This is a genomic window from Pseudomonas azotoformans, from assembly GCF_001579805.1.
In the GTDB taxonomy this organism is placed as follows: Bacteria; Pseudomonadota; Gammaproteobacteria; order Pseudomonadales; family Pseudomonadaceae; genus Aquipseudomonas; species Aquipseudomonas azotoformans_A.
The window spans coordinates 2,271,288-2,292,923 of record NZ_CP014546.1 but is presented as its reverse complement, the minus strand read 5'-3'; the positions used below and the strand labels follow the sequence as shown (position 1 = coordinate 2,292,923).

At 59.9% G+C, this 21,636-nt stretch carries 20 protein-coding genes and 1 rRNA gene; 13 read left to right on the top strand and 8 right to left on the bottom strand.

What is annotated here, in order from left to right; genetic code table 11:
* Positions 1-27 precede the first annotated feature (27 nt).
* The 3 genes from AYR47_RS10565 to AYR47_RS10555 form a co-directional block, all read right to left on the bottom strand.
* Positions 28-1,564, bottom strand: a 16S ribosomal RNA gene (locus AYR47_RS10565).
* Positions 1,565-2,131: 567 nt separating this feature from the next.
* A complete protein-coding gene (locus AYR47_RS10560) occupies positions 2,132-3,625 on the bottom strand; it encodes a CoA-acylating methylmalonate-semialdehyde dehydrogenase (protein WP_033897299.1) in 1,494 nt (497 codons plus the stop codon).
* Positions 3,626-3,664: 39 nt separating this feature from the next.
* Complete coding sequence (locus AYR47_RS10555) at positions 3,665-5,014, bottom strand: aspartate aminotransferase family protein (RefSeq protein ID WP_061435185.1); 1,350 nt, start codon at positions 5,012-5,014, stop codon at positions 3,665-3,667.
* A gap of 125 nt (positions 5,015-5,139) precedes the next feature.
* On the opposite strand from AYR47_RS10555, the gene AYR47_RS10550 reads away from it, so the two are divergent.
* The 6 genes from AYR47_RS10550 to AYR47_RS10525 all read left to right on the top strand — a co-directional run bounded on the left by AYR47_RS10550 (position 5,140) and on the right by AYR47_RS10525 (position 11,097).
* The gene (locus AYR47_RS10550; RefSeq protein ID WP_016977051.1) at positions 5,140-6,060 is read left to right on the top strand and encodes a LysR family transcriptional regulator; all 921 of its coding nucleotides are present in this window, start codon (positions 5,140-5,142) and stop codon (positions 6,058-6,060) included.
* 79 nt (positions 6,061-6,139) lie between these two features.
* Positions 6,140-7,534, top strand: coding sequence for a uracil-xanthine permease family protein (locus tag AYR47_RS10545; RefSeq protein WP_061435183.1), 1,395 nt, complete (start codon positions 6,140-6,142; stop codon positions 7,532-7,534).
* An 87-nt stretch (positions 7,535-7,621) separates the two neighbouring features.
* Complete coding sequence (locus AYR47_RS10540) at positions 7,622-8,281, top strand: TetR/AcrR family transcriptional regulator (protein WP_033897303.1); 660 nt, start codon at positions 7,622-7,624, stop codon at positions 8,279-8,281.
* A 12-nt stretch (positions 8,282-8,293) separates the two neighbouring features.
* The gene (locus AYR47_RS10535; RefSeq protein WP_033897304.1) at positions 8,294-8,875 is read left to right on the top strand and encodes an IMPACT family protein; all 582 of its coding nucleotides are present in this window, start codon (positions 8,294-8,296) and stop codon (positions 8,873-8,875) included.
* A 35-nt stretch (positions 8,876-8,910) separates the two neighbouring features.
* Positions 8,911-9,597: an SDR family oxidoreductase gene (locus AYR47_RS10530; protein ID WP_033897305.1), complete on the top strand. Its 687-nt coding sequence runs from the start codon at positions 8,911-8,913 to the stop codon at positions 9,595-9,597.
* Positions 9,598-9,741: 144 nt separating this feature from the next.
* A complete protein-coding gene (locus AYR47_RS10525) occupies positions 9,742-11,097 on the top strand; it encodes an 8-oxoguanine deaminase (protein ID WP_033897306.1) in 1,356 nt (451 codons plus the stop codon).
* On the opposite strand, the gene AYR47_RS10520 is transcribed toward AYR47_RS10525, so the two are convergent.
* Positions 11,098-12,189 carry a calcium:proton antiporter gene (locus AYR47_RS10520; RefSeq protein ID WP_016977045.1) on the bottom strand — a complete coding sequence of 364 codons (1,092 nt, stop codon included), beginning with the start codon at positions 12,187-12,189 and terminating at the stop codon, positions 11,098-11,100. It lies immediately after the preceding gene.
* A gap of 194 nt (positions 12,190-12,383) precedes the next feature.
* Here AYR47_RS10520 and AYR47_RS10515 point away from each other — a divergent pair, with 194 nt between their 5' ends.
* Positions 12,384-13,337: an adenosine deaminase gene (locus tag AYR47_RS10515; protein WP_012722045.1), complete on the top strand. Its 954-nt coding sequence runs from the start codon at positions 12,384-12,386 to the stop codon at positions 13,335-13,337.
* A gap of 23 nt (positions 13,338-13,360) precedes the next feature.
* Here the strand turns inward: AYR47_RS10515 and AYR47_RS10510 are convergent, their stop codons facing one another.
* Positions 13,361-14,050: an ArsR/SmtB family transcription factor gene (locus AYR47_RS10510; RefSeq protein WP_033897307.1), complete on the bottom strand. Its 690-nt coding sequence runs from the start codon at positions 14,048-14,050 to the stop codon at positions 13,361-13,363.
* Positions 14,051-14,187: 137 nt separating this feature from the next.
* Complete coding sequence (locus tag AYR47_RS10505) at positions 14,188-15,114, bottom strand: LysR family transcriptional regulator (RefSeq protein ID WP_033897308.1); 927 nt, start codon at positions 15,112-15,114, stop codon at positions 14,188-14,190.
* Between the two features lie 118 nt (positions 15,115-15,232).
* On the opposite strand from AYR47_RS10505, the gene AYR47_RS10500 reads away from it, so the two are divergent.
* The 3 genes from AYR47_RS10500 (at position 15,233) to AYR47_RS10490 (ending at position 16,890) form a co-directional block, all read left to right on the top strand.
* The gene (locus AYR47_RS10500) at positions 15,233-15,526 is read left to right on the top strand and encodes a putative quinol monooxygenase (RefSeq protein WP_016977041.1); all 294 of its coding nucleotides are present in this window, start codon (positions 15,233-15,235) and stop codon (positions 15,524-15,526) included.
* Between the two features lie 22 nt (positions 15,527-15,548).
* A complete protein-coding gene (locus tag AYR47_RS10495; protein ID WP_033897309.1) occupies positions 15,549-16,562 on the top strand; it encodes a zinc-binding alcohol dehydrogenase family protein in 1,014 nt (337 codons plus the stop codon).
* Between the two features lie 145 nt (positions 16,563-16,707).
* A complete protein-coding gene (locus AYR47_RS10490; protein ID WP_010213424.1) occupies positions 16,708-16,890 on the top strand; it encodes a hypothetical protein in 183 nt (60 codons plus the stop codon).
* Between the two features lie 8 nt (positions 16,891-16,898).
* On the opposite strand, the gene AYR47_RS10485 is transcribed toward AYR47_RS10490, so the two are convergent.
* Both AYR47_RS10485 and AYR47_RS10480 read right to left on the bottom strand, forming a co-directional pair.
* The gene (locus tag AYR47_RS10485; protein ID WP_033897310.1) at positions 16,899-18,092 is read right to left on the bottom strand and encodes a Bcr/CflA family multidrug efflux MFS transporter; all 1,194 of its coding nucleotides are present in this window, start codon (positions 18,090-18,092) and stop codon (positions 16,899-16,901) included.
* 85 nt (positions 18,093-18,177) lie between these two features.
* Positions 18,178-18,375, bottom strand: a complete 198-nt coding sequence (locus AYR47_RS10480) for a heavy-metal-associated domain-containing protein (RefSeq protein ID WP_061435181.1) — start codon at positions 18,373-18,375, stop codon at positions 18,178-18,180.
* A gap of 147 nt (positions 18,376-18,522) precedes the next feature.
* Here AYR47_RS10480 and AYR47_RS10475 point away from each other — a divergent pair, with 147 nt between their 5' ends.
* The 3 genes from AYR47_RS10475 (at position 18,523) to cueR (ending at position 21,569) form a co-directional block, all read left to right on the top strand.
* On the top strand, positions 18,523-18,903 hold the full coding sequence (locus AYR47_RS10475) for a hypothetical protein (protein WP_016977036.1): 381 nt from the start codon (positions 18,523-18,525) through the stop codon (positions 18,901-18,903).
* Positions 18,904-18,969: 66 nt separating this feature from the next.
* Entirely contained in the window at positions 18,970-21,171 is a 2,202-nt protein-coding gene (locus AYR47_RS10470; protein ID WP_061435179.1) for a heavy metal translocating P-type ATPase, read from the top strand.
* Positions 21,168-21,569 (top strand): Cu(I)-responsive transcriptional regulator, encoded by a 402-nt coding sequence (cueR, locus tag AYR47_RS10465; RefSeq protein ID WP_028615607.1) that lies wholly within the window; start codon positions 21,168-21,170, stop codon positions 21,567-21,569. The genes AYR47_RS10470 and cueR overlap by 4 nt, the downstream gene beginning before the upstream one ends.
* Positions 21,570-21,636: the final 67 nt, after the last annotated feature.

Here is a 21,636-nt window from a genome sequence, read left to right as displayed (position 1 = left end):
ACTTATGGAGCAGCTGATGTCGTCGATTAAGGAGGTGATCCAGCCGCAGGTTCCCCTACGGCTACCTTGTTACGACTTCACCCCAGTCATGAATCACACCGTGGTAACCGTCCTCCCGAAGGTTAGACTAGCTACTTCTGGTGCAACCCACTCCCATGGTGTGACGGGCGGTGTGTACAAGGCCCGGGAACGTATTCACCGCGACATTCTGATTCGCGATTACTAGCGATTCCGACTTCACGCAGTCGAGTTGCAGACTGCGATCCGGACTACGATCGGTTTTATGGGATTAGCTCCACCTCGCGGCTTGGCAACCCTCTGTACCGACCATTGTAGCACGTGTGTAGCCCAGGCCGTAAGGGCCATGATGACTTGACGTCATCCCCACCTTCCTCCGGTTTGTCACCGGCAGTCTCCTTAGAGTGCCCACCATTACGTGCTGGTAACTAAGGACAAGGGTTGCGCTCGTTACGGGACTTAACCCAACATCTCACGACACGAGCTGACGACAGCCATGCAGCACCTGTCTCAATGTTCCCGAAGGCACCAATCTATCTCTAGAAAGTTCATTGGATGTCAAGGCCTGGTAAGGTTCTTCGCGTTGCTTCGAATTAAACCACATGCTCCACCGCTTGTGCGGGCCCCCGTCAATTCATTTGAGTTTTAACCTTGCGGCCGTACTCCCCAGGCGGTCAACTTAATGCGTTAGCTGCGCCACTAAAAGCTCAAGGCTTCCAACGGCTAGTTGACATCGTTTACGGCGTGGACTACCAGGGTATCTAATCCTGTTTGCTCCCCACGCTTTCGCACCTCAGTGTCAGTATTAGTCCAGGTGGTCGCCTTCGCCACTGGTGTTCCTTCCTATATCTACGCATTTCACCGCTACACAGGAAATTCCACCACCCTCTACCATACTCTAGTCAGTCAGTTTTGAATGCAGTTCCCAGGTTGAGCCCGGGGATTTCACATCCAACTTAACAAACCACCTACGCGCGCTTTACGCCCAGTAATTCCGATTAACGCTTGCACCCTCTGTATTACCGCGGCTGCTGGCACAGAGTTAGCCGGTGCTTATTCTGTCGGTAACGTCAAAATTGCAGAGTATTAATCTACAACCCTTCCTCCCAACTTAAAGTGCTTTACAATCCGAAGACCTTCTTCACACACGCGGCATGGCTGGATCAGGCTTTCGCCCATTGTCCAATATTCCCCACTGCTGCCTCCCGTAGGAGTCTGGACCGTGTCTCAGTTCCAGTGTGACTGATCATCCTCTCAGACCAGTTACGGATCGTCGCCTTGGTGAGCCATTACCTCACCAACTAGCTAATCCGACCTAGGCTCATCTGATAGCGCAAGGCCCGAAGGTCCCCTGCTTTCTCCCGTAGGACGTATGCGGTATTAGCGTCCGTTTCCGAACGTTATCCCCCACTACCAGGCAGATTCCTAGGCATTACTCACCCGTCCGCCGCTCTCAAGAGAAGCAAGCTTCTCTCTACCGCTCGACTTGCATGTGTTAGGCCTGCCGCCAGCGTTCAATCTGAGCCATGATCAAACTCTTCAGTTCAAACATCTTTGGGTTTTTAAGAAACCCTAAACTTGGCTCAGCAATCGTTGGTTACATCTTTGATTTCTCGCGGAGTAACTTGTGATGCTGATAATCTTGTTGACTATCAGTCTGACTCCACAAGCACCCACACGAATTGCTTGATTCAGTTGTTAAAGAGCGGTTGGTTAAGATCTTTCGTCTCAACCGAGGCGCGCATTCTACAGCAGCCTCATTTGCTGTCAAGTGATTATTTTCAGAAGCTTTCGAAGATTTCTTCAACAACTTCAACCACTTGCGCTTCCGATCTCTCGTCAGCGGGAGGCGAATTCTACAGCGTTACACGCTGCTGTCAACACCTCTTTTTCAACTTCCTTTTGGCTTCGATGAACTGAAGCAACCTACTGCCGAAACCTACATAACTCATTGTTTACCAAGGAGTTTTACGTTTCGACTGCGCCGGAAGTGGGGCGAATTATAGACATCTGGAATCTGCCGTCAATGCCTTTCTTCATATTTCTGTCATATAAGTCAGAAAAGCCCCAAAAACGCGAAAGCCGGCCCCAAGGGGCCGGCTTTCAGCCCACATTACAAGCTGGGGAAAGCAAACTGCGACGCTTCATGGCTGGCCCGCTGCGGCCAACGTTGGGTAATCGCCTTGCGACGGGTATAGAAACGTACCCCATCCGGCCCATACGCATGCAGGTCACCAAACAACGAGCGCTTCCAGCCACCAAAGCTGTGATACGCCACCGGCACCGGCAGCGGAACGTTAACGCCCACCATGCCCACTTCAATCTCGTCACAGAACAGACGCGCCGCTTCACCGTCACGGGTAAAGATGCAGGTGCCGTTACCATATTCGTGATCATTGATCAGTTGCATCGCCGCTTCCAGGCTATTCACCCGGACCACGCACAGTACTGGCCCGAAGATCTCTTCCTTATAGATGCGCATCTGCGGCGTTACACGGTCGAACAGGCTGCCACCGAGGAAGAAACCCTCTTCATGCCCGGCAACACTCAAGCCACGACCGTCAACCACCAGCGTAGCCCCCGCTGCCACGCCGTCTTCTATATAGCCACTGACTTTGTCACGCGCTTGGCCTGTAACCAGTGGCCCCATATCCAGACCGCAGGACGTACCCGCACCAATTTTCAGTGCCTTGACCTGTGGCACCAGCTTTGCAATCAAGGCATCCGCCACCTGGTCGCCCACGCACACGGCCACAGAGATCGCCATGCAGCGCTCGCCGCAAGAACCGTACGCCGCCCCCATCAGTGCACTCACGGCGTTATCCAAGTCCGCATCCGGCATCAGTACCGCATGGTTCTTCGCACCACCCAGTGCCTGCACGCGTTTGCCACGCTTGGTGGCTTCCGAATAGATGTACTCAGCAATCGGTGTCGAGCCTACGAAGCTCAGCGCCTTCACTTCCGGCGCCTCAATCAGCGCATCCACCGCGCCCTTGTCGCCGTGCACTACGCTCAGCACACCTTTAGGCAGACCGGCCTCCTGTAACAACTGTGCGATCAACAGCGTGGAACTTGGATCACGCTCCGATGGTTTCAGGATGAAACAGTTACCGCAGACGATTGCCAGCGGATACATCCACAACGGCACCATCGCCGGGAAGTTGAACGGCGTAATACCAGCGACTACACCCAGAGGCTGGAAATCCGACCACGCATCAATGTTCGGTCCTACGTTACGGCTGTACTCGCCCTTCAGAATCTCTGGCGCCGAGCACGCGTACTCCACGTTCTCAATCCCGCGCTTCAATTCACCGGCAGCGTCTTCCAGGGTCTTGCCATGCTCTTCGCTGATCAACTGCGAGATACGCGCTTCGTTCTGCTCCAGCAATTGCTTGAAACGAAACATCACCTGGGCACGCTTGGCCGCTGGTGTATTACGCCAGGCCGGGAACGCCGCCTTGGCCGAGTCGATCGCCTGTTGAATCGTTTCGCGGCTGGCCAACGGCACCTGGTGGATCACCTGGCCGGTGGACGGGTTATACACGTCGGCGCTGCGACCGCTGTCGTTGACCAACTCACCGTTGATCAAATGCTGGATAAGGCTCATGCAGGGCTCCTGAAAAGTTGTTCTATATAGAAGGAGAAATCAGTCGACTTTGTTCAGCACTTCGCCGACCGCATCGAACAGCCGATCCAGGTCCTGCGGCTTGCTGTTGAAGGTTGGCCCGAACTGCAAGGTGTCACCGCCAAAACGCACGTAGAAGCCGGCTTTCCACAAGGCCATGCCGGCCTCGAATGGACGCACGATCGCATCACCGTCACGCGGGGCAATCTGGATCGCACCGGCCAGGCCGTAGTTGCGGATATCGATCACGTTCTTGCTGCCCTTCAGGCCATGCAGCGCATTCTCAAAGTGCGGTGCGACTTCGGCTACGCTTTGCACCAGGCTTTCCTTCTGCAACAGGTCCAATGCCGCCAAGCCGGCCGCGCAAGCGACCGGGTGCGCCGAGTAGGTGTAGCCGTGGGGGAATTCCACCGCGTACTCCGGCGTCGCCTGATTCATGAAGGTCTGATAGATCTCGCTGCTGGCAATCACAGCACCCATCGGGATCGCGCCGTTGGTGACTTGCTTGGCGATACACATCAGGTCTGGGGTCACGCCGAAACTGTCGGCACCGAACATCGAACCGGTACGGCCGAAGCCGGTGATCACTTCGTCAAACACCAGCAGGATGTTGTGCTGGTCGCAGATCTCACGCAGACGCTTGAGGTAACCCTGTGGCGGCACCAGCACGCCCGCAGAGCCGGCCATTGGTTCGACGAAAACAGCAGCGATGTTCGACGCGTCATGCAACTCGATCAGCTTGAGCAGCTCATCGGCCAGCGCGATACCGCCCTGCTCCGGCATGCCACGGGAAAAAGCATTGCTCGCCAGCAAGGTGTGCGGCAGATGGTCGACATCCATCATCGCCTGGCCAAACATCTTACGGTTACCGTTAACGCCACCCAGGCTGGTACCGGCGATGTTCACACCGTGATAACCGCGAGCGCGACCGATCATTTTGGTCTTGGTGGCCTGGCCTTTCAGACGCCAGTAGGCACGCACCATCTTCACCGCCGTATCGGCGCACTCGGAGCCGGAGTCGGTGAAGAACACATGGTTCAGGTTGCCAGGGGTCAAGTCGGTGATCTTTTCCGCCAGTTGGAAGGACAACGGATGACCGTATTGGAAGCCCGGCGAGTAGTCCAGAGTGCCCAATTGCTTGGCCACCGCGTCCTGGATTTCCTTACGGGTATGCCCGGCACCACAGGTCCACAGGCCCGACAATGAGTCGTACACCTTGCGTCCCTTGTCATCGGTCAACCAGCTACCTTCGGCCGCCACGATCAGCCGCGGGTCGCGCTGGAAGTTACGGTTGGCGGTGTACGGCATCCAGTGCGCGTCCAGCTTCAATTGGCTGGCCAGGGACGATGGGGCGTTTTCGGGCATGTTCATCAGCAAAACCTCGCAGGGCAAAAGGCAGCGTCGGGATTGAAAAGCGTTGTTGCAGCTAAATTGCCACGGCGATAAAGTCGGTGAAATTCAACTCTTCTAACCTTCAGTCAGGCCTTCACTAAACTATGAGCAGCCGTCGACCCGATCCCCTGGCCCAAGTCAGCGACTTCGATATCCGCCTGCTGCGCATCTTTCGCAGCGTGGTCGAATGCGGCGGCTTCTCGGCGGCGGAAACCGTGCTGGGCATCGGGCGCTCGGCGATCAGCCAGCAAATGAGCGATCTTGAACAACGGCTCGGATTAAGACTGTGCCAACGCGGCCGCGCCGGCTTCTCACTGACCGAAGAGGGCCGCGAGGTCTACCAATCCGCACTGCAATTATTGAGCGCCCTGGAAAGCTTCCGCACCGAGGTCAACGGTTTGCACCAGCACTTGCGCGGCGAGTTGATCATCGGCCTCACCGACAACCTCGTCACCCTGCCCCACATGCGCATCACTCACGCACTTGCGCAGTTGAAGGAACGTGGTCCGGATGTGCAGATCCAGATCCGCATGATCGCCCCCAACGAAGTCGAACAAGGCGTACTCGACGGCCGCCTGCATGTCGGCGTGGTGCCCCAGGCCAGCGCCTTGTCGGGGTTGGAATATCAGCCGCTGTACAGTGAGCGTTCATTGCTCTACTGCGCGGTGGGTCACCCGCTGTTTTACGCCGACAACAAGCAGTTGGACGACGCACGCATCGATGCCCAAGACGCGATCGCCCCGACCTTCCGCCTGCCCGCCGAGATCCAGGCCCATTACCAGGCGCTCAACTGCACCGCCAGCGCTTCGGACCGGGAAGGCATGGCGTTCCTGATTCTCACCGGCCGCTATATCGGCTATCTGCCCGACCACTACGCCAGCCTGTGGGTACAGCAAGGCCGACTGCGTGCGCTGAAACCGACTACACGTTTTTACGATTTAAGCCTCGCATCGGTCACGCGCAAGGGCCGACGCCCCCATTTGGTGCTGGAAAGCTTCCTGGAAAGTCTCGCGGCAACCCGCTAATTCGGCTCCGAAGCGAAAGCTGAGCAGTTGGACAGTTTTTTGCAACAGCCCGAGGACATAGACCTCGAGTTTTCCCGCCATGTCACCAGAAGCGTCCAACAGCAGCGACCTGATCTACGGCCTCAACGATCGCCCAAAACCCGCCCCGGCTTTTCTCGCCGCACTGCAACATGTACTCGCTGCATTTGTCGGCATCATCACCCCACCGCTGATCATCGGCTCCACCCTTGGGCTGACTGCCCACTTGCCCTACCTGATCAGCATGGCGCTGATGGTTTCCGGTGTAGGCACTTTCATTCAGGCGCGCAGGCCATTTGGAATCGGAGCTGGGATGATCTGCCTGCAAGGCACCAGCTTTGCGTTTCTTGGCGCAGTGCTATCGGCAGGCTTCCTGGTAAAACAACGCGGCGGCAGCCCGGAAGACATCATGGCGATGATCTTTGGGGTGTGCTTTTTCGGCGCTGTGGTGCAGATCGTGCTGAGCCGCTTTATCGGGCAACTGCGTCGGGTCATCACGCCTCTGGTGACCGGGATTGTCATCACCCTGATCGGCATCAGCTTGATCAAGGTCGGTATCACTGACCTCGGCGGCGGCTTCAACGCCCCCGACTTCGGCGCCCCGATCAACCTGGCGCTGGGCGTGTTCGTCGTACTGACGATCATTCTGCTCAACCGTTCCAATACGCCTTGGGTACGCCTCTCGGCCATCATCATCGGCTTGGCCCTCGGCAGCCTGGCCGCCTGGTTCAGCGGCAAGCTCGTGCCGCAAGCCCTGCCCGACCTCCCTCTGGTCAGCCTGCCGATTCCGTTCCGCTTCGGTTTCAGCTTCGACTGGAGCGCTTTCCTGCCGATCGCGCTGATTTATCTGATCAGCAGCGTCGAAACCGTCGGCGACCTCACCGCCAACTGCATGATCGCCCGCCAGCCCATCAGCGGCCCCTCTTATATAAGCCGGCTCAAGGGCGGCGTACTCGGTGATGGCGTGAGCTGCATGATCGCCGCTACGTTCAGCGCCTTCCCCAACACTACCTTTGCGCAAAACAACGGCGTGATCCAACTGACCGGCGTGGCCAGCCGTTACGTCGGTTTATACATAGGCGTGGTGCTTTTTTGCCTCGGCTTGTTTCCATTGATTGGCGCGGTACTGCAACAAATCCCCAAACCGGTGTTGGGCGGCGCCACCCTGGTGATGTTCGGCAGCGTGGCCGCCGCCGGCGTGCGCATCCTCGCCCAGGCGCCGCTGGACCGACGCAGCATGCTGATCATCGCCACCTCGTTTGGCGTCGGCCTGGGCATCGCCGCGCAACCGAACCTGCTGCACCTGATGCCGACGCTGGTACAGAACCTGTTCGACTCCGCCATCACCAGCGGCGGGCTGACCGCGATTGTGTTGTGCCTGTTATTGCCCGAAGCCAAGGCAACCACGACTGCCGCAAACCACGCACCGGAAAGCGACACGCTGGAATCGCTTTGACGGTTTTATTGCATCAGGACTTGTCTGAGGCTTGAGGGTGGGTTATCTGTGCACACGTCGTCTCTATCGATCAGCACGGAAACCTCCATGAGCCTCGAAGTTCCTGCCCACAGCAACCACGCCGGTAAGCCCGCCAGCCGCATTCGGCAAAAGAACGAACAAGCGATTCTCCAGGCTGCTGAAGATGAGTTCGCGCGTCATGGCTACAAAGGCACCAGCATGAACACCATTGCTGCCAGTGCCGGGCTGCCCAAGGCCAACTTGCATTACTACTTCACCAATAAGCTCGGTCTTTATATCGCGGTACTCAGCAACATCCTCGAACTGTGGGACAGCACCTTCAACGCGCTGACCGCCGAAGATGACCCGGCCGTGGCCCTCACGCGCTACATCCGCACCAAGATGGAGTTCTCACGCCGCCAACCCCAGGCCTCGCGAATCTTCGCGATGGAGATCATCAGCGGCGGCGAATGCCTGACCGAATACTTCAGCCAGGACTACCGCGCCTGGTTCAGCGGCCGCGCGGCGGTGTTCCAGGCCTGGATGGATGCCGGCAAGATGGACCCCATCGACCCGGTGCACTTGATATTCCTGCTGTGGGGCAGCACCCAGCACTACGCCGACTTCGCCACCCAGATCTGCCGCGTCACCGGGCGCACCAAGCTGACCAAGCAGGACATGGAAGACGCCGGCACCAACCTGATCCACATCATTCTCAAAGGCTGTGGCGTCAAGCCCGCCTATTAAACGAAGCGACTTATGCCTTTCACGCTCACCGGCCTTTGCGAGTTTCGTGAAGAAATACGCAAAAGCCGCTTTATCACCCTCGCGGCGCCCATCACCAGCGCGCAAGACGCCCAGGCGTTTTTCGAGCAGCACAGCGACTTGAATGCCACGCACAACTGCTGGGCCTGGAAACTCGCTGACCAGTACCGCAGCAATGACGACGGCGAACCCGGCGGCACTGCTGGCCGACCGATTCTGGCCGCCATCGAGGCGCAGGGTTTTGACCAGGTCGCGGTGCTGGTAATTCGCTGGTACGGCGGCATTCAGTTGGGCACTGGCGGTCTGGCCCGCGCCTACGGCGGCGGCGCCAATAAATGCCTGCAAACGGCCGAACGCATTGAGTTGATCAGCCGCGTACCGTTGAGCTGCGCCTGCGCTTTCGCCGAGCTGAATCTGGTTAAACTGCGCGTTGCAGAACTGGGCGGGCTGGTGGTCGAAGAAACCTTCACCGCCAACGGCGTCGAGTTGCAACTCGCCTTGGGCGAAGCGCATATCGACACCCTGCAAATTCAACTCGCAGACCTCAGCCGTGGGCGTATCCTGCTCCAACGCTGAAATCCCTGAACCGCGACGCTTAAAGGAAGCTTTTCATGTCTACGCCAAAAACCGCATTGATCATCGGCGCCTCGCGTGGGCTGGGCCTTGGCCTGGTCAAGCAACTGTTGCAGGACGGTTGGGACGTGACCGCCACCGTGCGTGATCCGAGCAAGGCCGATGCCCTGAAAGCCGTGGGCCCAGTACAGATCGAGAAACTCGACATGGACGACCAGCAAGCCGTGATCGCCCTGAGCCAACGCCTGAAGGAACGCACCTTCGACCTGCTGTTCGTCAACGCCGGTGTCAAAGGCCCCGCCAATCAGGAGCCGGGCCACGCCACCTTGGCAGAAGTCGGCCAGTTGTTCTTCACCAACGCCGTAGCGCCGATCAACCTGGCCCAGCGTTTTGTCGGGCAGATCCGCAAGGACACTGGCGTGCTGGCCTTCATGAGTTCGGTACTGGGCAGCGTGACCATCCCCGACGGCTCCGACCTGGCGCTGTACAAAGCCAGCAAGGCGGCACTCAATTCCATGACCAACAGCTTCATCACTCAGTTGGGCGATCACAAGCTGACCGTGCTGTCGCTGCACCCAGGCTGGGTGAAGACCGACATGGGTGGCGAAAACGCACACATCGACGTCGACACCAGCGTGCGCGGCCTGGTGGACCAGGTGAACGCCTACACCGGCAAGGGCGGCCATCACTTTATCGATTACAAAGGCGACACCATCGCCTGGTAAACCCTCCGGATCGTTATCGACCGATTGCCGTCGGTAACGATCCGCGCGTAGACTGCCCCCTCGCCCTCACCGGCGACCCTGGATCAGCAGACAGGGCAACACTGAGCTGGCAAACCTGAACCCATCATTCAGAGGAGCCGGCCAATGCCTGCGACCCGTATCTGGTTAAAAAACCCCCTCGCGATTTTCACCGCCAATGGCCTCGATGCCCGTGGCGGCCTGGTACTGCAAGACGGTGTGATCACCGAAGTGCTGCCCCAAGGCCAAGAACCTGCGCAGCCCTGCACCCAAGTGTTCGATGCGCGTGAACATGTGGTCCTGCCGGGGCTGATCAATACCCACCATCATTTCTACCAAACCCTGACTCGCGCCTGGGCGCCGGTGGTCAATCAGCCGTTGTTTCCCTGGTTGAAAACTTTGTATCCGGTGTGGGCGCGGCTCACCCCGGAAAAACTCGCCCTCGCCAGCAAAGTCGCATTGGCTGAATTGCTGCTTTCGGGCTGCACCACGGCGGCGGACCATCACTACCTGTTTCCCGACGGCCTGGAAAACGCCATCGACGTACAGGTGGAAAGCGTCCGCGAGTTGGGGATGCGCGCCATGCTCACCCGTGGCTCCATGAGCCTGGGCGAAGCCGACGGCGGCCTGCCACCGCAACAAACGGTGCAACAAGGCCAAGTCATCCTTGAGGACAGCCAACGCCTGATCCACGAATACCATGAACGTGGTGACGGCGCGCACATCCAGATCGCACTGGCGCCTTGCTCACCGTTTTCCGTGACCCCGGAAATCATGGAAGCCAGCGCCGAATTGGCCAACCGCCTGGACGTGCGCCTGCACACCCACCTTGCCGAAACGCTCGACGAAGAAGACTTCTGCCTGCAGCGCTTCGGCTTGCGCACCGTGGACTACCTGGACAGCGTCGGCTGGCTCGGCCCGCGCACCTGGCTGGCCCATGGTATTCACTTCAACCCGGATGAAATTGCACGCCTGGGCGCCGCCGGCACCGGCATCTGCCATTGCCCAAGCTCGAACATGCGCCTGGCATCCGGCATCTGCCCGACCCTGGACCTGCTCGCCGCCGGCGCACCTGTCGGCCTGGGCGTGGACGGTTCCGCGTCCAACGATGCGTCGAACATGATCCTTGAAGCGCGCCAGGCTTTGTATATCCAGCGACTGCGTTACGGCGCGGAAAAGATCACCCCGCAAGGCGTGCTGGGCTGGGCGACCAAAGGCTCGGCACAGTTGTTGGGCCGTACGGATATCGGTGAATTGGCCGTCGGAAAACAGGCCGACCTGGCGCTGTTCAAGCTTGACGAGCTGCGCTTCTCCGGTAGCCATGATCCGATTTCGGCGCTGCTGCTGTGCGGCGCCGACCGTGCGGACCGGGTGATGATTGCAGGCAAATGGCGCGTGATCGACGGCCAGGTCGAAGGTCTGGATCTCAAGGGCTTGATCGCCGATCACACCCAGGCCGCGCGGCAGTTGATCGCCGGCTAACTACAACCCCAACAGCGACAGCATGATAAAGGTCGCAAACAGCACAAAATGGGTCATCCCTTCGATGGCGTTGGTTTCGCCATCGTTGAGGTTGATCGCGCTGACAATCAGCGTGATAAACACCATCACGGTCTGTACCGGGGTCATTGCCATCTGGAACGGCTGGCCGGTGTAGAGCGCCATCGCCTCCATCACCGGCACCGTCAGGATCACCGTCGACAGCGAAGCCCCCAACGCAATGTTGACCACCGACTGCATGCGGTTGGCCAACGCGGCGCGCAATGCCGTCAAAATCTCCGGCGCAGCCGAAATCGCCGCGACCACAATCGCCGTGATCACCGGCGGCGCTCCCGTACCTTCCAGGCCAAGATCCAGAGTCTTGGACATCACCTCGGCCAATGCGCCGATCACAATCACCCCAAACACCAGGGTGCCGATGGAAAATGCCAGGTTGACCGGCGGCGCCTGCTCATCTTCCGGCAACTTCTTACGGCGTTTTTCCGGGTAGCTGTAGCTGAAAAAGTAACTGTGCGGCCCCACCTGCATACGCAGGAACAGGGTGTACAACACCACCATCGCGCCAATGGTAAAGGCCGAGTAGATTTTCCAGTCCGCTTCGGGGATGAACTCCGGCACCACCATCGACACGCCCATGGCGGTGAGGATCATCACGCTGTAGGTGCGGGCCGAATCATCGTTGTAGGACTGTTCGCCATGCTTGATGCCGCCCATCAGCGCGGCCAGGCCGAGGATGCCGTTGATGTCGAGCATGACCGCGGAATAAATGGTGTCCCGCACCAAGGTGGGCGACGGTTCGTTGCTCATCATGATCGCCAGGATCACCACTTCCACCAGTACGGCGGCAAGGGTGAGGATCATGGTGCCGTAGGGATCGCCGACTTTTTCCGCGAGTTGCTCGGCATGGTGGGCTACGCGCATCGACGCCACCACGATAAAGCCGATCAGCACCACGCCAGCCAGCAACGCCGTGATCTGCCCGCTGTGCAGCATCCAGTGCTCCAACGGGTAGGCGGCGATGGCGGCAATCAGCGCCAGCAGCATGAATTTTTCTTGCTTGAGGGATGTGAGCATTCCGGGCCTTTTAGTGCGGCAAATCAGTCATTGATGGGGTACAGACTGCGTCACGCCGCTAACGTTTCGTTACACCTTAGTTCACGCGGCCCTTGCGCGAATGCAACGAAAACAATCCTGCTGGTCAGGTTTTGCCGATTATTTCGGCCATGGCCTGTAGAATGCCGCCATTGCACCTGATGAGAACTTTGAAAATGTACGATTGGCTCAACGCCCTGCCCAAGGCTGAACTGCACCTGCACCTGGAAGGCTCGCTGGAGCCTGAGCTGCTGTTTGCCCTGGCCGAGCGCAACAAGATTGCGCTGCCGTGGAACGACGTCGAAACCCTGCGCAAGGCCTATGCCTTCAACAACCTGCAAGAGTTTCTCGACCTGTATTACAAGGGTGCCGACGTGCTGCGCACTTCCCAGGATTTCTACGACCTGACCTGGGCCTACCTGCTGCGCTGCAAAGAGCAGAACGTGATCCACACCGAACCCTTCTTCGACCCGCAGACCCACACCGACCGTGGCATCCCGTTCGAAGTGGTGCTCAACGGCATCGCCGCTGCGCTGAAAGATGGCGAGCAGCAACTGGGTATCACCAGCGGCTTGATCCTCAGCTTCCTGCGCCATCTGAGCGAAGCCGAGGCCGAGAAAACCCTGGACCAGGCCTTGCCGTTCCGTGACGCATTCGTGGCCGTGGGCCTGGACAGCTCGGAAATGGGTCACCCACCGAGCAAGTTTCAGCGCGTGTTCGACCGTGCCCGCCACGAAGGCTTCCTTACCGTGGCCCACGCCGGCGAAGAAGGCCCGCCCGAGTACATCTGGGAAGCCATCGACCTGCTGAAAATCCAGCGTATCGACCATGGCGTGCGCGCCATCGAAGACGAGCGTCTGATGCAGCGCATCATCGACGAGCAGATCCCGCTGACCGTCTGCCCACTGTCCAACACCAAGCTGTGCGTGTTCGACGACATGGCCCAGCACAACATCCTCGACATGCTGGAGCGTGGCGTGAAGGTGACGGTGAACTCGGATGACCCGGCCTACTTCGGCGGTTATGTCACCGAGAACTTCCACGCGCTGTACACCTCGCTGGGCATGACCCAGGACCAGGCCAAACGCCTGGCGCAGAACAGCCTGGATGCGCGCCTCGTAAAGCCATGACTGAGTAAAAGCGATTGGCTATGTCACACAGACATGGCCAATCGGGTGATTTCCCTGTGCCCTACGGCGTTGACCCGTAAAGCGTGAGACTCATTGATCACAGTGATCCAATTCGACTGCAGAAACAGTTGCAACAACCCCGCCCCCAGCGCACCACCCAGATGAGGTTGGTGCTGGCTCCAGTCGAAACAATTGCATACCAGCGGCGACGCCAGGGCTTGGGTAAAAATACCCAGGCCTGCCAGGCGCTGCGCGCCCTTGACCGTGATATCGGTGCGGTGCTCATGACGTTCGATCCAATCCGCTTCCAGCAGGTGCTGGTACAACTGCGCGCCCAATTCCCCGCCAAGGTGGCCATGGCACAGGCGTGCATGGCGTAACAATGCGGGAGCCACCAGGGCCGGAGGCAGAGCATCCGGCGCGCAGCGTGCGGCGCAGGCCATGGTGGTCCTGGCCAAGGCATCGATGGCGGCGCTGACATCAGGCGCCGCGACACGGAACAAGCGCTTGCCACGCCGGGCTTCCACCCGCAATACACCACTGGCCGTCATTCGCGCCAAATGCGCGTTGGCGGAGGTCGGTGACAAGCCGGCAAGCGTCGCCAACTCGACGGGCGACTTGGCCGAGCCATCCATCAAGGCCCACAGCATGGCAGTACGTTTGGGCTCGGCGAGCAAGCTGGCGATCTGACTGATGCAAGGTGCAGCTTCCATCTTTTCACTCCCTGTCGATTTATTTTTCTGCTGAGGTAGGCACCAAAGTATAGGGGCGCAAACCGCCGGTTCCATGGCGTCTGACAGCGTAGAGAGGGACAGGGTCTGAGTGAAATTTCCTGCTTTGATGGAGTCCTTTACGTGGTGCCGGATCGCTCTGGCAGCTGGCCGGTCAATGTCGCACAACGGGACACGAGCATTTCCCGCAACAAGTTAATGGGTTTGCTCAGTTGAGCGCGGTGGGCACACAGCAGATTGAGCGGCGTGCGCTCGCCCCGCAGCTCCGGCAGGATAAGGCGCAAGCGCCCGGCCAGCACGTCGGTACTCACATCCAGCCAGGACTTGTAGGCAATGCCCACGCCCGCCACCGCCCAGCGCCGCACCACATCGGCATCGTCACTGAAGCGGTCTCCGGTGACGGTCAGGCTGATTTCACGTTTACCGTCGTGAAAGCTCCAGTGATCGTGGACCCGGCTGCCGAGCATATACAGCAGGCAATTGTGCTGGGCCAGTTGCTCCAGGTGCCGAGGCTCGCCATAACGCGCGAGGTAGCTGGGAGACGCACACAGCACACGCACATTGTCCGGGGCGATGGGCAGCGCAATCAGGCTGGAGTCTTCAGGCTCACCATAGCGCAAGGCGATATCCACCGGCTGGCGGAACAGATCGGCGATCCGGTCGCCCAGCAACAGCCGCACGGTGAGTTGCGGGTAGTCACGCTGGAATTCATCCAACCACGGCAACAGCTGATTGCGTCCGAAATCCGACGGGGCCGACAACTGCAGCACACCACTGACATGGTCCTGCCCGCTGGCCAATAAGCGTCGCCCTTCATCCAGCGAGCTTAAGGCCGCACGGGCATACTCCAGGAAGCCCTCGCCTTCGGCGGTCAGGCGCAGGCTGCGAGTGGAACGCGCCAGCAAGCGTGTGCCCAGTTGCTGTTCGATGCGCTTGAGCGCCGCACTCGCCACCGCAGGCGACAGGTCCATTACCCTGGCTGCTGCGGACAAGCTACCCAGGTCTGCCGCACGCACAAACAACTGCAAATCATCAAAACGCAGCATGCTCTTCCGCTCATTATCAAAGTTTTGTTGAAACAGACTGCAGTTTTAGCGGGTTTTATCTGCGCGGGAAATAGCCAATCATCTGTGCATCCCGTTCATCACGTGTCTGGAGTTGAATATGTCCACCGCCTTTAACGTCATTGCCACGCTGATCGCCAAACCCGGCCAACAGGCCACCCTGGAAACCTTGCTGCGCGGCCTGTTGGAGCCCACGCGCCTGGAAGCCGGTTGCGAGCAGTACGACCTGCACCAGGATCTGCAACACCCCGAAACCTTCTACATGCTCGAACGCTGGAGCGACGACGCGGCGCTGGCCGACCACGACCAGAGCGCGCACATCCAGAGCTTTCGCGCCAAGGCCGCGGATGTGCTCGAACACTTCGAGCTCAAGCGCCTGAAATTCCTCGCCTGATCCCCCTTTTCCTGGAGCCATCATGAAAGCCATCGCCTACTACGCCTCACTGCCGATCAACGATCCAAACGCCCTGCAAGACATCGAACTGCCCGCGCCTGTCCCCGGCCCGCGTGACTTGCTGGTGGAAGTCAAAGCCATCTCGGTCAACCCGGTGGACACCAAGGTGCGCCAGAACGTCGCCCCGGAAAATGGCGCCGCCAAGGTACTGGGCTGGGACGTGGCCGGTGTGGTCAAGGCAGTCGGCAGCGACGTAACGCTGTTCAAGGCCGGTGACAAGGTGTTCTACGCCGGTTCCCTGGTGCGTCCTGGCGGCAACAGCGAATTGCACACCGTGGACGAGCGCATCGTCGGGCATATGCCGAAAAGCCTGGGTTTTGCAGACGCCGCCGCGTTGCCGCTGACCGCCATCACCGCCTGGGAATTGCTGTTCGAACGCCTACAAGTGCAGGAAGGTACACAAGACGAAGGCCAGAGCCTGCTGATCGTCGGTGCCGCCGGTGGCGTGGGGTCGATCCTGACTCAACTAGCCAGCCAGCTCACCGCCTTGAAAGTGATCGGCACCGCCTCGCGTCCGGAAACCCAAGCGTGGACCAAAGCCCTCGGCGCTGACCTGGTGATCGACCACAGCCAACCGCTGAGCGAAGCGCTGAAAGCTGCCGGCCACCCGCAAGTGACCCACGTTGCCAGCCTGACCCAGACCGATCATCACCTGGACCACCTGGTGGAAGCCCTGCAACCCCAGGGCAAGCTGGCACTGATCGACGACCCCAAGGCGCTGGACGTCAGCAAACTCAAGCGCAAGAGCCTGTCGCTGCACTGGGAGTTCATGTACACACGCTCGATGTTCGAGACCCCGGACATGATCGAACAGCACAACCTGCTCAATCGCGTGGCCGAACTGATCGACGCAGGCACCCTGAAAACCACCGTGGGTGAGCACTTCGGTGTGATCAATGCGGCAAACCTGCGCCGTGCCCACGCGCTGCTGGAAAGTGGCAAGGCCAAGGGCAAGATCGTGCTGGAAGGCTTCTAAAAAATAGCTGTCAGGGTCGTCCATTATTCATGTGGGTAATGGACGACACCGCTAGTCAGAGAGTTGACCTTTGTCATCTTTGTGAGCGTATTCGGGTTTATATTGGCCGCCTTTGCCACGATTCTTTTACGTGAGGAAGTCAGCAATGAAAATCCTGATAAAAGCGTTAGCAAAATCCGCAGGCAATAAATGGCAGGTCCGTCTCGACCAGGACGCCTTCACCTTCCGCACCGAGGCCGAGGCCCGTGCCTTTGCCGACACCCTGCAAGCCCGTATCCAGGCCCCTCACCGTTTTCCGAACAGCCAGCAACGCTCCGCCGCTGGCTGATCCGCTGTTCAGACCTGCGCCTGCAAGGCCCGTTTGCGTTGCAGGCGCTGGGTCGACATCGCAATCGTCACCGCCAACACACCGCACAGGCTGATGACCATCGCCATCGGCATCGCCGTGCCGTCGTGCAAAACCCCGACCAACGATGCCGCGCCTGCCGCCACGCCAAACTGAATGCAACCGAGCAACGCCGAAGCGCTACCCGCCCTTGCACCCTGCCCACTCATGGCACAGGCCGAGGTATTCGGCAAAATGCAGCCCAGGCTGGCGATGCAGATAAACAGCGGCACCAGCAATGGCCACAACGCGTCAGTGCGCAGCGCCGCAATACCCAGCAAGCTCAACGCGGCCAGCAGATAGACCCAGACACTGCGCGACAACAGGAACGCCGGGCCACGCTTGGACAGCAACCGCGCATTGACTTGCGCCACCAGGATAAAGCCCGCAGCGTTGGAACCGAACAGCCAGCCGTAATGCTCGGCAGGCACGCCATAGAGCTGAATAAATACGAAAGGTGAACCGGCGATGTAGGCAAACATCCCGGCAATCGAGATACCACCGGTGAGGGCATAGCCGAGGTAAACCCGGTCCGACAACAGCGCCGCATAACGACGCAGCGACCCGGATAACGGCTGGCGCGGCTGATGGGCCGGGAAGGTTTCCGGCAGCCCGACGGCCACGGCGATGGCCGCCATCACGCTGAAGATCGACAGGGCGAGGAAAATCGACTGCCAGCCCCATATGCCCACCATCAAACCACCGGCCAGCGGTGCGAGGATCGGCGCCAGGCCGGTGACCAGCATCAACTGGGAAAACACCTTGGCCGAGCCTACCGCGTCGCATTTGTCGCTGACCACCGCACGGGAAATCACCATGCCCGCGCAGCCGCCGAGGGCTTGCACAAAACGCGCAGCGATCAGCCACTCCAGGGACGGCGCAAAGGCGCAGGCAAATGAAGCCAGGGTAAACAGCGTGACACCACTGAGCAGCGGGCCGCGTCGACCAAAGCGGTCAGCCAGTGGGCCGTAGATCAATTGGCCGATGGCCAGGCCAGCGAAATACACCGCCAGGGTCAGCTGGATGTGTTTTTCATCGGTCGCGAAAGCCTTGGCCATGGCCGGGAAGCCGGGCAGGTAAAAGTCGATCGCCAACGGCGCGAAGGCGCTCAAGGCACCCAGAATCAGGATTATGCGAAGGTTCATCGGGCACCCAAGTGAGACGGCAGCCCGATAGTCTAGCCGCGCTTGGGTGCATTGAACACGATAGCTCGCTAACTATTTACCCGTATCAGGCGAGCTTGGCGCTGTAGCCCTCTTCGGTGATCGCCTCGATCACTTGCTCGGCAGACAAACGGCTTTCGACGCCCACTTCCTTGGCCGCCAGGTCGACCTTCACGCTGGCCGCCGGGTCCTTGCTCTGCACGGCCTGGGTCACCGCTCGAACGCAATGGCCGCAGGTCATTCCTTCAACGCTGAATACTTGCATGACATGACTCCTTTGATGAGGTTGAACCCAGTCTCGACCTTGCCACGATGGCAAGGTCAAGTTCTGAAACCTTCTGCCGGGCTGGTATTTGGCCGCTTCTAAGGCCAAGCTTCATCCATCTTTGATTCACACCACGGAGCATTCGCCATGCGCTGGTCGTTTTTTGCCCTTGCGGGCCTGATGAGCTTGTCGGCCGCTGCGCCCCAAGCCTTCGCCGCAGAAGACTATGCGGTGCTGATCATTTCCCGGGAACGCCTGGAAGTGCCGACCAACTGCGAAATCGGCCTGTACCTGAATGACCAGCTCGCGGGCCGGCTGTTCCAGGAGCAGGCTACGTCGTTCAACTTGCCGGCGGGCAATCTGTCGTTGCGCCTGAAGCTGCTGCCGGGCCAATCCCCTGGTTGCCTGCCGGGGATGCTGGCGCCACCGGCGCAGAACATCACGCTCAAGGCCGGTGATGTGCGCAAATTGCGCATTGCCCAGGGCCCGGATGGGATGTATCTCAAAGCCGCCAAATTGGAATACTGAAGGCGCTTGACCTTCCCCACAGGTCAAGGTTGATCCTAGGGGCAACTTCTCTTGGAGGACTGCCCCATGAATGGATCCACCACCTTTGACCTGCCCATCAGCGGCATGACCTGCGCCAGCTGTGCCGGCCGGGTCGAGCGTGCGCTGGGCAAGGTGCCGGGGGTGCAAAGCGTCAGCGTCAACCTGGCCAATGAGCGCGCCCATATCGAAGTACTCGGCCAGATGGACCCCGGCGTGTTGATCGCCGCCGTCGACAAAGCCGGCTACACCGCCACCCTGCCCCAAAGCGAAACCGCCACCGACGCCAATCAAGCCCAGCGTCTGCACCGCGATCGTTGGTCGCTGCTGCTGGCGATCCTGCTGGCTTTGCCATTGGTGCTGCCGATGCTGGTGGAACCGCTCGGCCTGCACTGGATGCTACCCGCCTGGGCGCAGTTCGCCCTGGCCACCCCCGTGCAATTCATCTTTGGCGCTCGCTTTTATATCGCCGCCTGGAAAGCCGTGCGTGCCGGTGCTGGCAATATGGACCTGCTGGTGGCGATCGGCACCAGCGCCGGTTACGGCCTGAGTATTTATGAATGGCTCACGGCGCACCCTGGCATGGCGCCGCACCTGTACTTCGAAGCCTCGGCGGTAGTGATCGCCCTGGTGCTGCTCGGTAAATACCTGGAGAGCCGCGCCAAGCGCCAGACCGCCAGCGCTATCCGCGCCCTGGAAGCCTTGCGTCCGGAGCGGGCGATTCGGGTGATTGAAGGCCGTGAAGAAGAGGTCGCCATCAATGCCCTGAAACTCAATGATCTGGTGCTGGTAAAACCCGGTGAACGCTTCCCGGTGGACGGTGAAGTCGTCGAGGGCCAAAGCCATGCCGACGAAGCCCTGATCAGTGGCGAGAGCCTGCCCGTACCGAAACAACCCGGCGATCAGGTTACCGGTGGCGCCATCAATGGCGAAGGTCGCCTGCTCGTGCGCACCCTGGCCCTCGGTGCCGAAAGCGTGTTGGCGCGGATCATCCGCCTAGTGGAAGACGCCCAGGCCGCCAAGGCACCGATCCAGAAACTGGTGGATAAAGTCAGCCAGGTATTCGTTCCGGCCGTGCTGGTGCTGGCGTTGATGACGTTGGTGGGCTGGTGGCTGTATGGCGCGCCCCTGGAGACCGCGATCATCAATGCCGTCGCCGTGTTGGTGATCGCCTGCCCTTGCGCCCTGGGCCTGGCGACGCCAACCGCCATCATGGCCGGCACCGGTGTTGCCGCGCGCCACGGCATTTTGATCAAGGACGCAGAAGCCCTGGAACGCGCCCATGAAGTGAGCGCGGTGGTCTTCGACAAGACCGGCACCCTCACCTCCGGCGCGCCAAAAATTGCGCACCTGGCGGCCGTGGATGGCAATGAGGCCTTGCTGCTGCAGCAAGCCGGCGCGTTGCAACGGGGCAGTGAACACCCGCTGGCCAAAGCCGTGCTGGATGCCTGTGATGAAAAAGGGCTGAAGGTGGCTGACGTAACGGCCAGCCAATCCCTGACCGGACGCGGCATCGCCGGCACGCTGGAGGGTCTGCAACTGGCCCTGGGCAATCGTCGCCTGCTGGAAGAAAGCGGCTTGAACGCAGGCGGGTTGGCCGAATCAGCCAAGGCTTGGGAGGCAGAAGGCCGCACCTTGTCCTGGCTGATCGAGCAAGGCCCACAACCCCGAGTGCTTGGGCTGTTCGCCTTTGGCGACACGCTCAAACCCGGCGCGTTGGAAGCGGTGGAGCAACTCAGGGCCCAGCACATCAGCAGCCATTTGCTCACCGGTGACAATCGCGGCAGCGCCCGCGTGGTGGCCGAGGCGTTGGGTATCGACGATGTGTACGCCGAAGTACTGCCCGCCGACAAAGCCGCCACCGTCGCCGAGTTGAAAAAAACCGGCGTGGTGGCCATGGTCGGTGACGGCATCAACGACGCCCCGGCCCTGGCCGCTGCCGACATCGGCATCGCCATGGGCGGCGGCACCGACGTGGCGATGCACGCCGCCGGCATCACCCTGATGCGCGGCGATCCGCGCCTGGTACCGGCCGCGCTGGAGATCAGCCGCAAGACCTACGCCAAGATCCGCCAGAACCTGTTCTGGGCCTTTGTGTATAACCTGATCGGCATTCCCCTGGCGGCATTTGGCCTGCTCAACCCGGTGCTGGCCGGCGCGGCGATGGCCTTGTCCAGCGTCAGCGTAGTGAGTAATGCGTTACTGTTGAAGACGTGGAAGCCCAAGAACCTGGAGGATCAGCGCCCATGAACATCGGCCAAGCCGCGCGCCAGAGTGGGTTGAGTGCCAAGATGATTCGCTACTACGAATCCATCGGCCTGCTCAAAGCCGCGCATCGTACCGACAGTGGCTATCGCGTATACGGGCAGGATGACTTGCACACCCTGGCGTTTATCAAGCGTTCGCGGGACCTGGGGTTTTCACTGGAGGAAGTCGGCAAGCTGCTGACCCTGTGGCAGGACCGGCAACGGGCCAGCGCCGACGTAAAAGCCTTGGCGCGCCAGCATATCGATGAGCTGAACCAGAAGATTCTGGAACTGGGGCAACTGCGCGATACCTTGCAGGACCTGGTGGAGCACTGCCAGGGCGATCATCGGCCGGATTGTCCGATTCTCAAGGAGTTGGCGTCCGGTAGCTGTTGCGCCTGACCAGGCGTACACAAAACAACTGTAGGAGCTGGCTTGTGGCGAGGGAGCTTGCTCCCTCGCCACAACA

Bases quoted from the DNA above. Each gene is read 5' to 3' on its own strand.
- AYR47_RS10515 (WP_012722045.1), top strand. From the start codon at position 12,384: ATGTACGATTGGCTCAACGCCCTGCCCAAGGCTGAACTGCACCTGCAC.
- AYR47_RS10485 (WP_033897310.1), bottom strand. From the start codon at position 18,092: ATGAACCTTCGCATAATCCTGATTCTGGGTGCCTTGAGCGCCTTCGCG.
- AYR47_RS10505 (WP_033897308.1), bottom strand. From the start codon at position 15,114: ATGCTGCGTTTTGATGATTTGCAGTTGTTTGTGCGTGCGGCAGACCTG.
- AYR47_RS10475 (WP_016977036.1), top strand. From the start codon at position 18,523: ATGCGCTGGTCGTTTTTTGCCCTTGCGGGCCTGATGAGCTTGTCGGCC.
- AYR47_RS10535 (WP_033897304.1), top strand. From the start codon at position 8,294: ATGCCTTTCACGCTCACCGGCCTTTGCGAGTTTCGTGAAGAAATACGC.
- AYR47_RS10480 (WP_061435181.1), bottom strand. From the start codon at position 18,375: ATGCAAGTATTCAGCGTTGAAGGAATGACCTGCGGCCATTGCGTTCGA.
- AYR47_RS10550 (WP_016977051.1), top strand. From the start codon at position 5,140: ATGAGCAGCCGTCGACCCGATCCCCTGGCCCAAGTCAGCGACTTCGAT.
- cueR (WP_028615607.1), top strand. From the start codon at position 21,168: ATGAACATCGGCCAAGCCGCGCGCCAGAGTGGGTTGAGTGCCAAGATG.
- AYR47_RS10545 (WP_061435183.1), top strand. From the start codon at position 6,140: ATGTCACCAGAAGCGTCCAACAGCAGCGACCTGATCTACGGCCTCAAC.
- AYR47_RS10530 (WP_033897305.1), top strand. From the start codon at position 8,911: ATGTCTACGCCAAAAACCGCATTGATCATCGGCGCCTCGCGTGGGCTG.
- AYR47_RS10470 (WP_061435179.1), top strand. From the start codon at position 18,970: ATGAATGGATCCACCACCTTTGACCTGCCCATCAGCGGCATGACCTGC.
- AYR47_RS10525 (WP_033897306.1), top strand. From the start codon at position 9,742: ATGCCTGCGACCCGTATCTGGTTAAAAAACCCCCTCGCGATTTTCACC.
- AYR47_RS10555 (WP_061435185.1), bottom strand. From the start codon at position 5,014: ATGAACATGCCCGAAAACGCCCCATCGTCCCTGGCCAGCCAATTGAAG.
- AYR47_RS10490 (WP_010213424.1), top strand. From the start codon at position 16,708: ATGAAAATCCTGATAAAAGCGTTAGCAAAATCCGCAGGCAATAAATGG.
- AYR47_RS10495 (WP_033897309.1), top strand. From the start codon at position 15,549: ATGAAAGCCATCGCCTACTACGCCTCACTGCCGATCAACGATCCAAAC.
- AYR47_RS10510 (WP_033897307.1), bottom strand. From the start codon at position 14,050: ATGGAAGCTGCACCTTGCATCAGTCAGATCGCCAGCTTGCTCGCCGAG.
- AYR47_RS10520 (WP_016977045.1), bottom strand. From the start codon at position 12,189: ATGCTCACATCCCTCAAGCAAGAAAAATTCATGCTGCTGGCGCTGATT.
- AYR47_RS10560 (WP_033897299.1), bottom strand. From the start codon at position 3,625: ATGAGCCTTATCCAGCATTTGATCAACGGTGAGTTGGTCAACGACAGC.
- AYR47_RS10500 (WP_016977041.1), top strand. From the start codon at position 15,233: ATGTCCACCGCCTTTAACGTCATTGCCACGCTGATCGCCAAACCCGGC.
- AYR47_RS10540 (WP_033897303.1), top strand. From the start codon at position 7,622: ATGAGCCTCGAAGTTCCTGCCCACAGCAACCACGCCGGTAAGCCCGCC.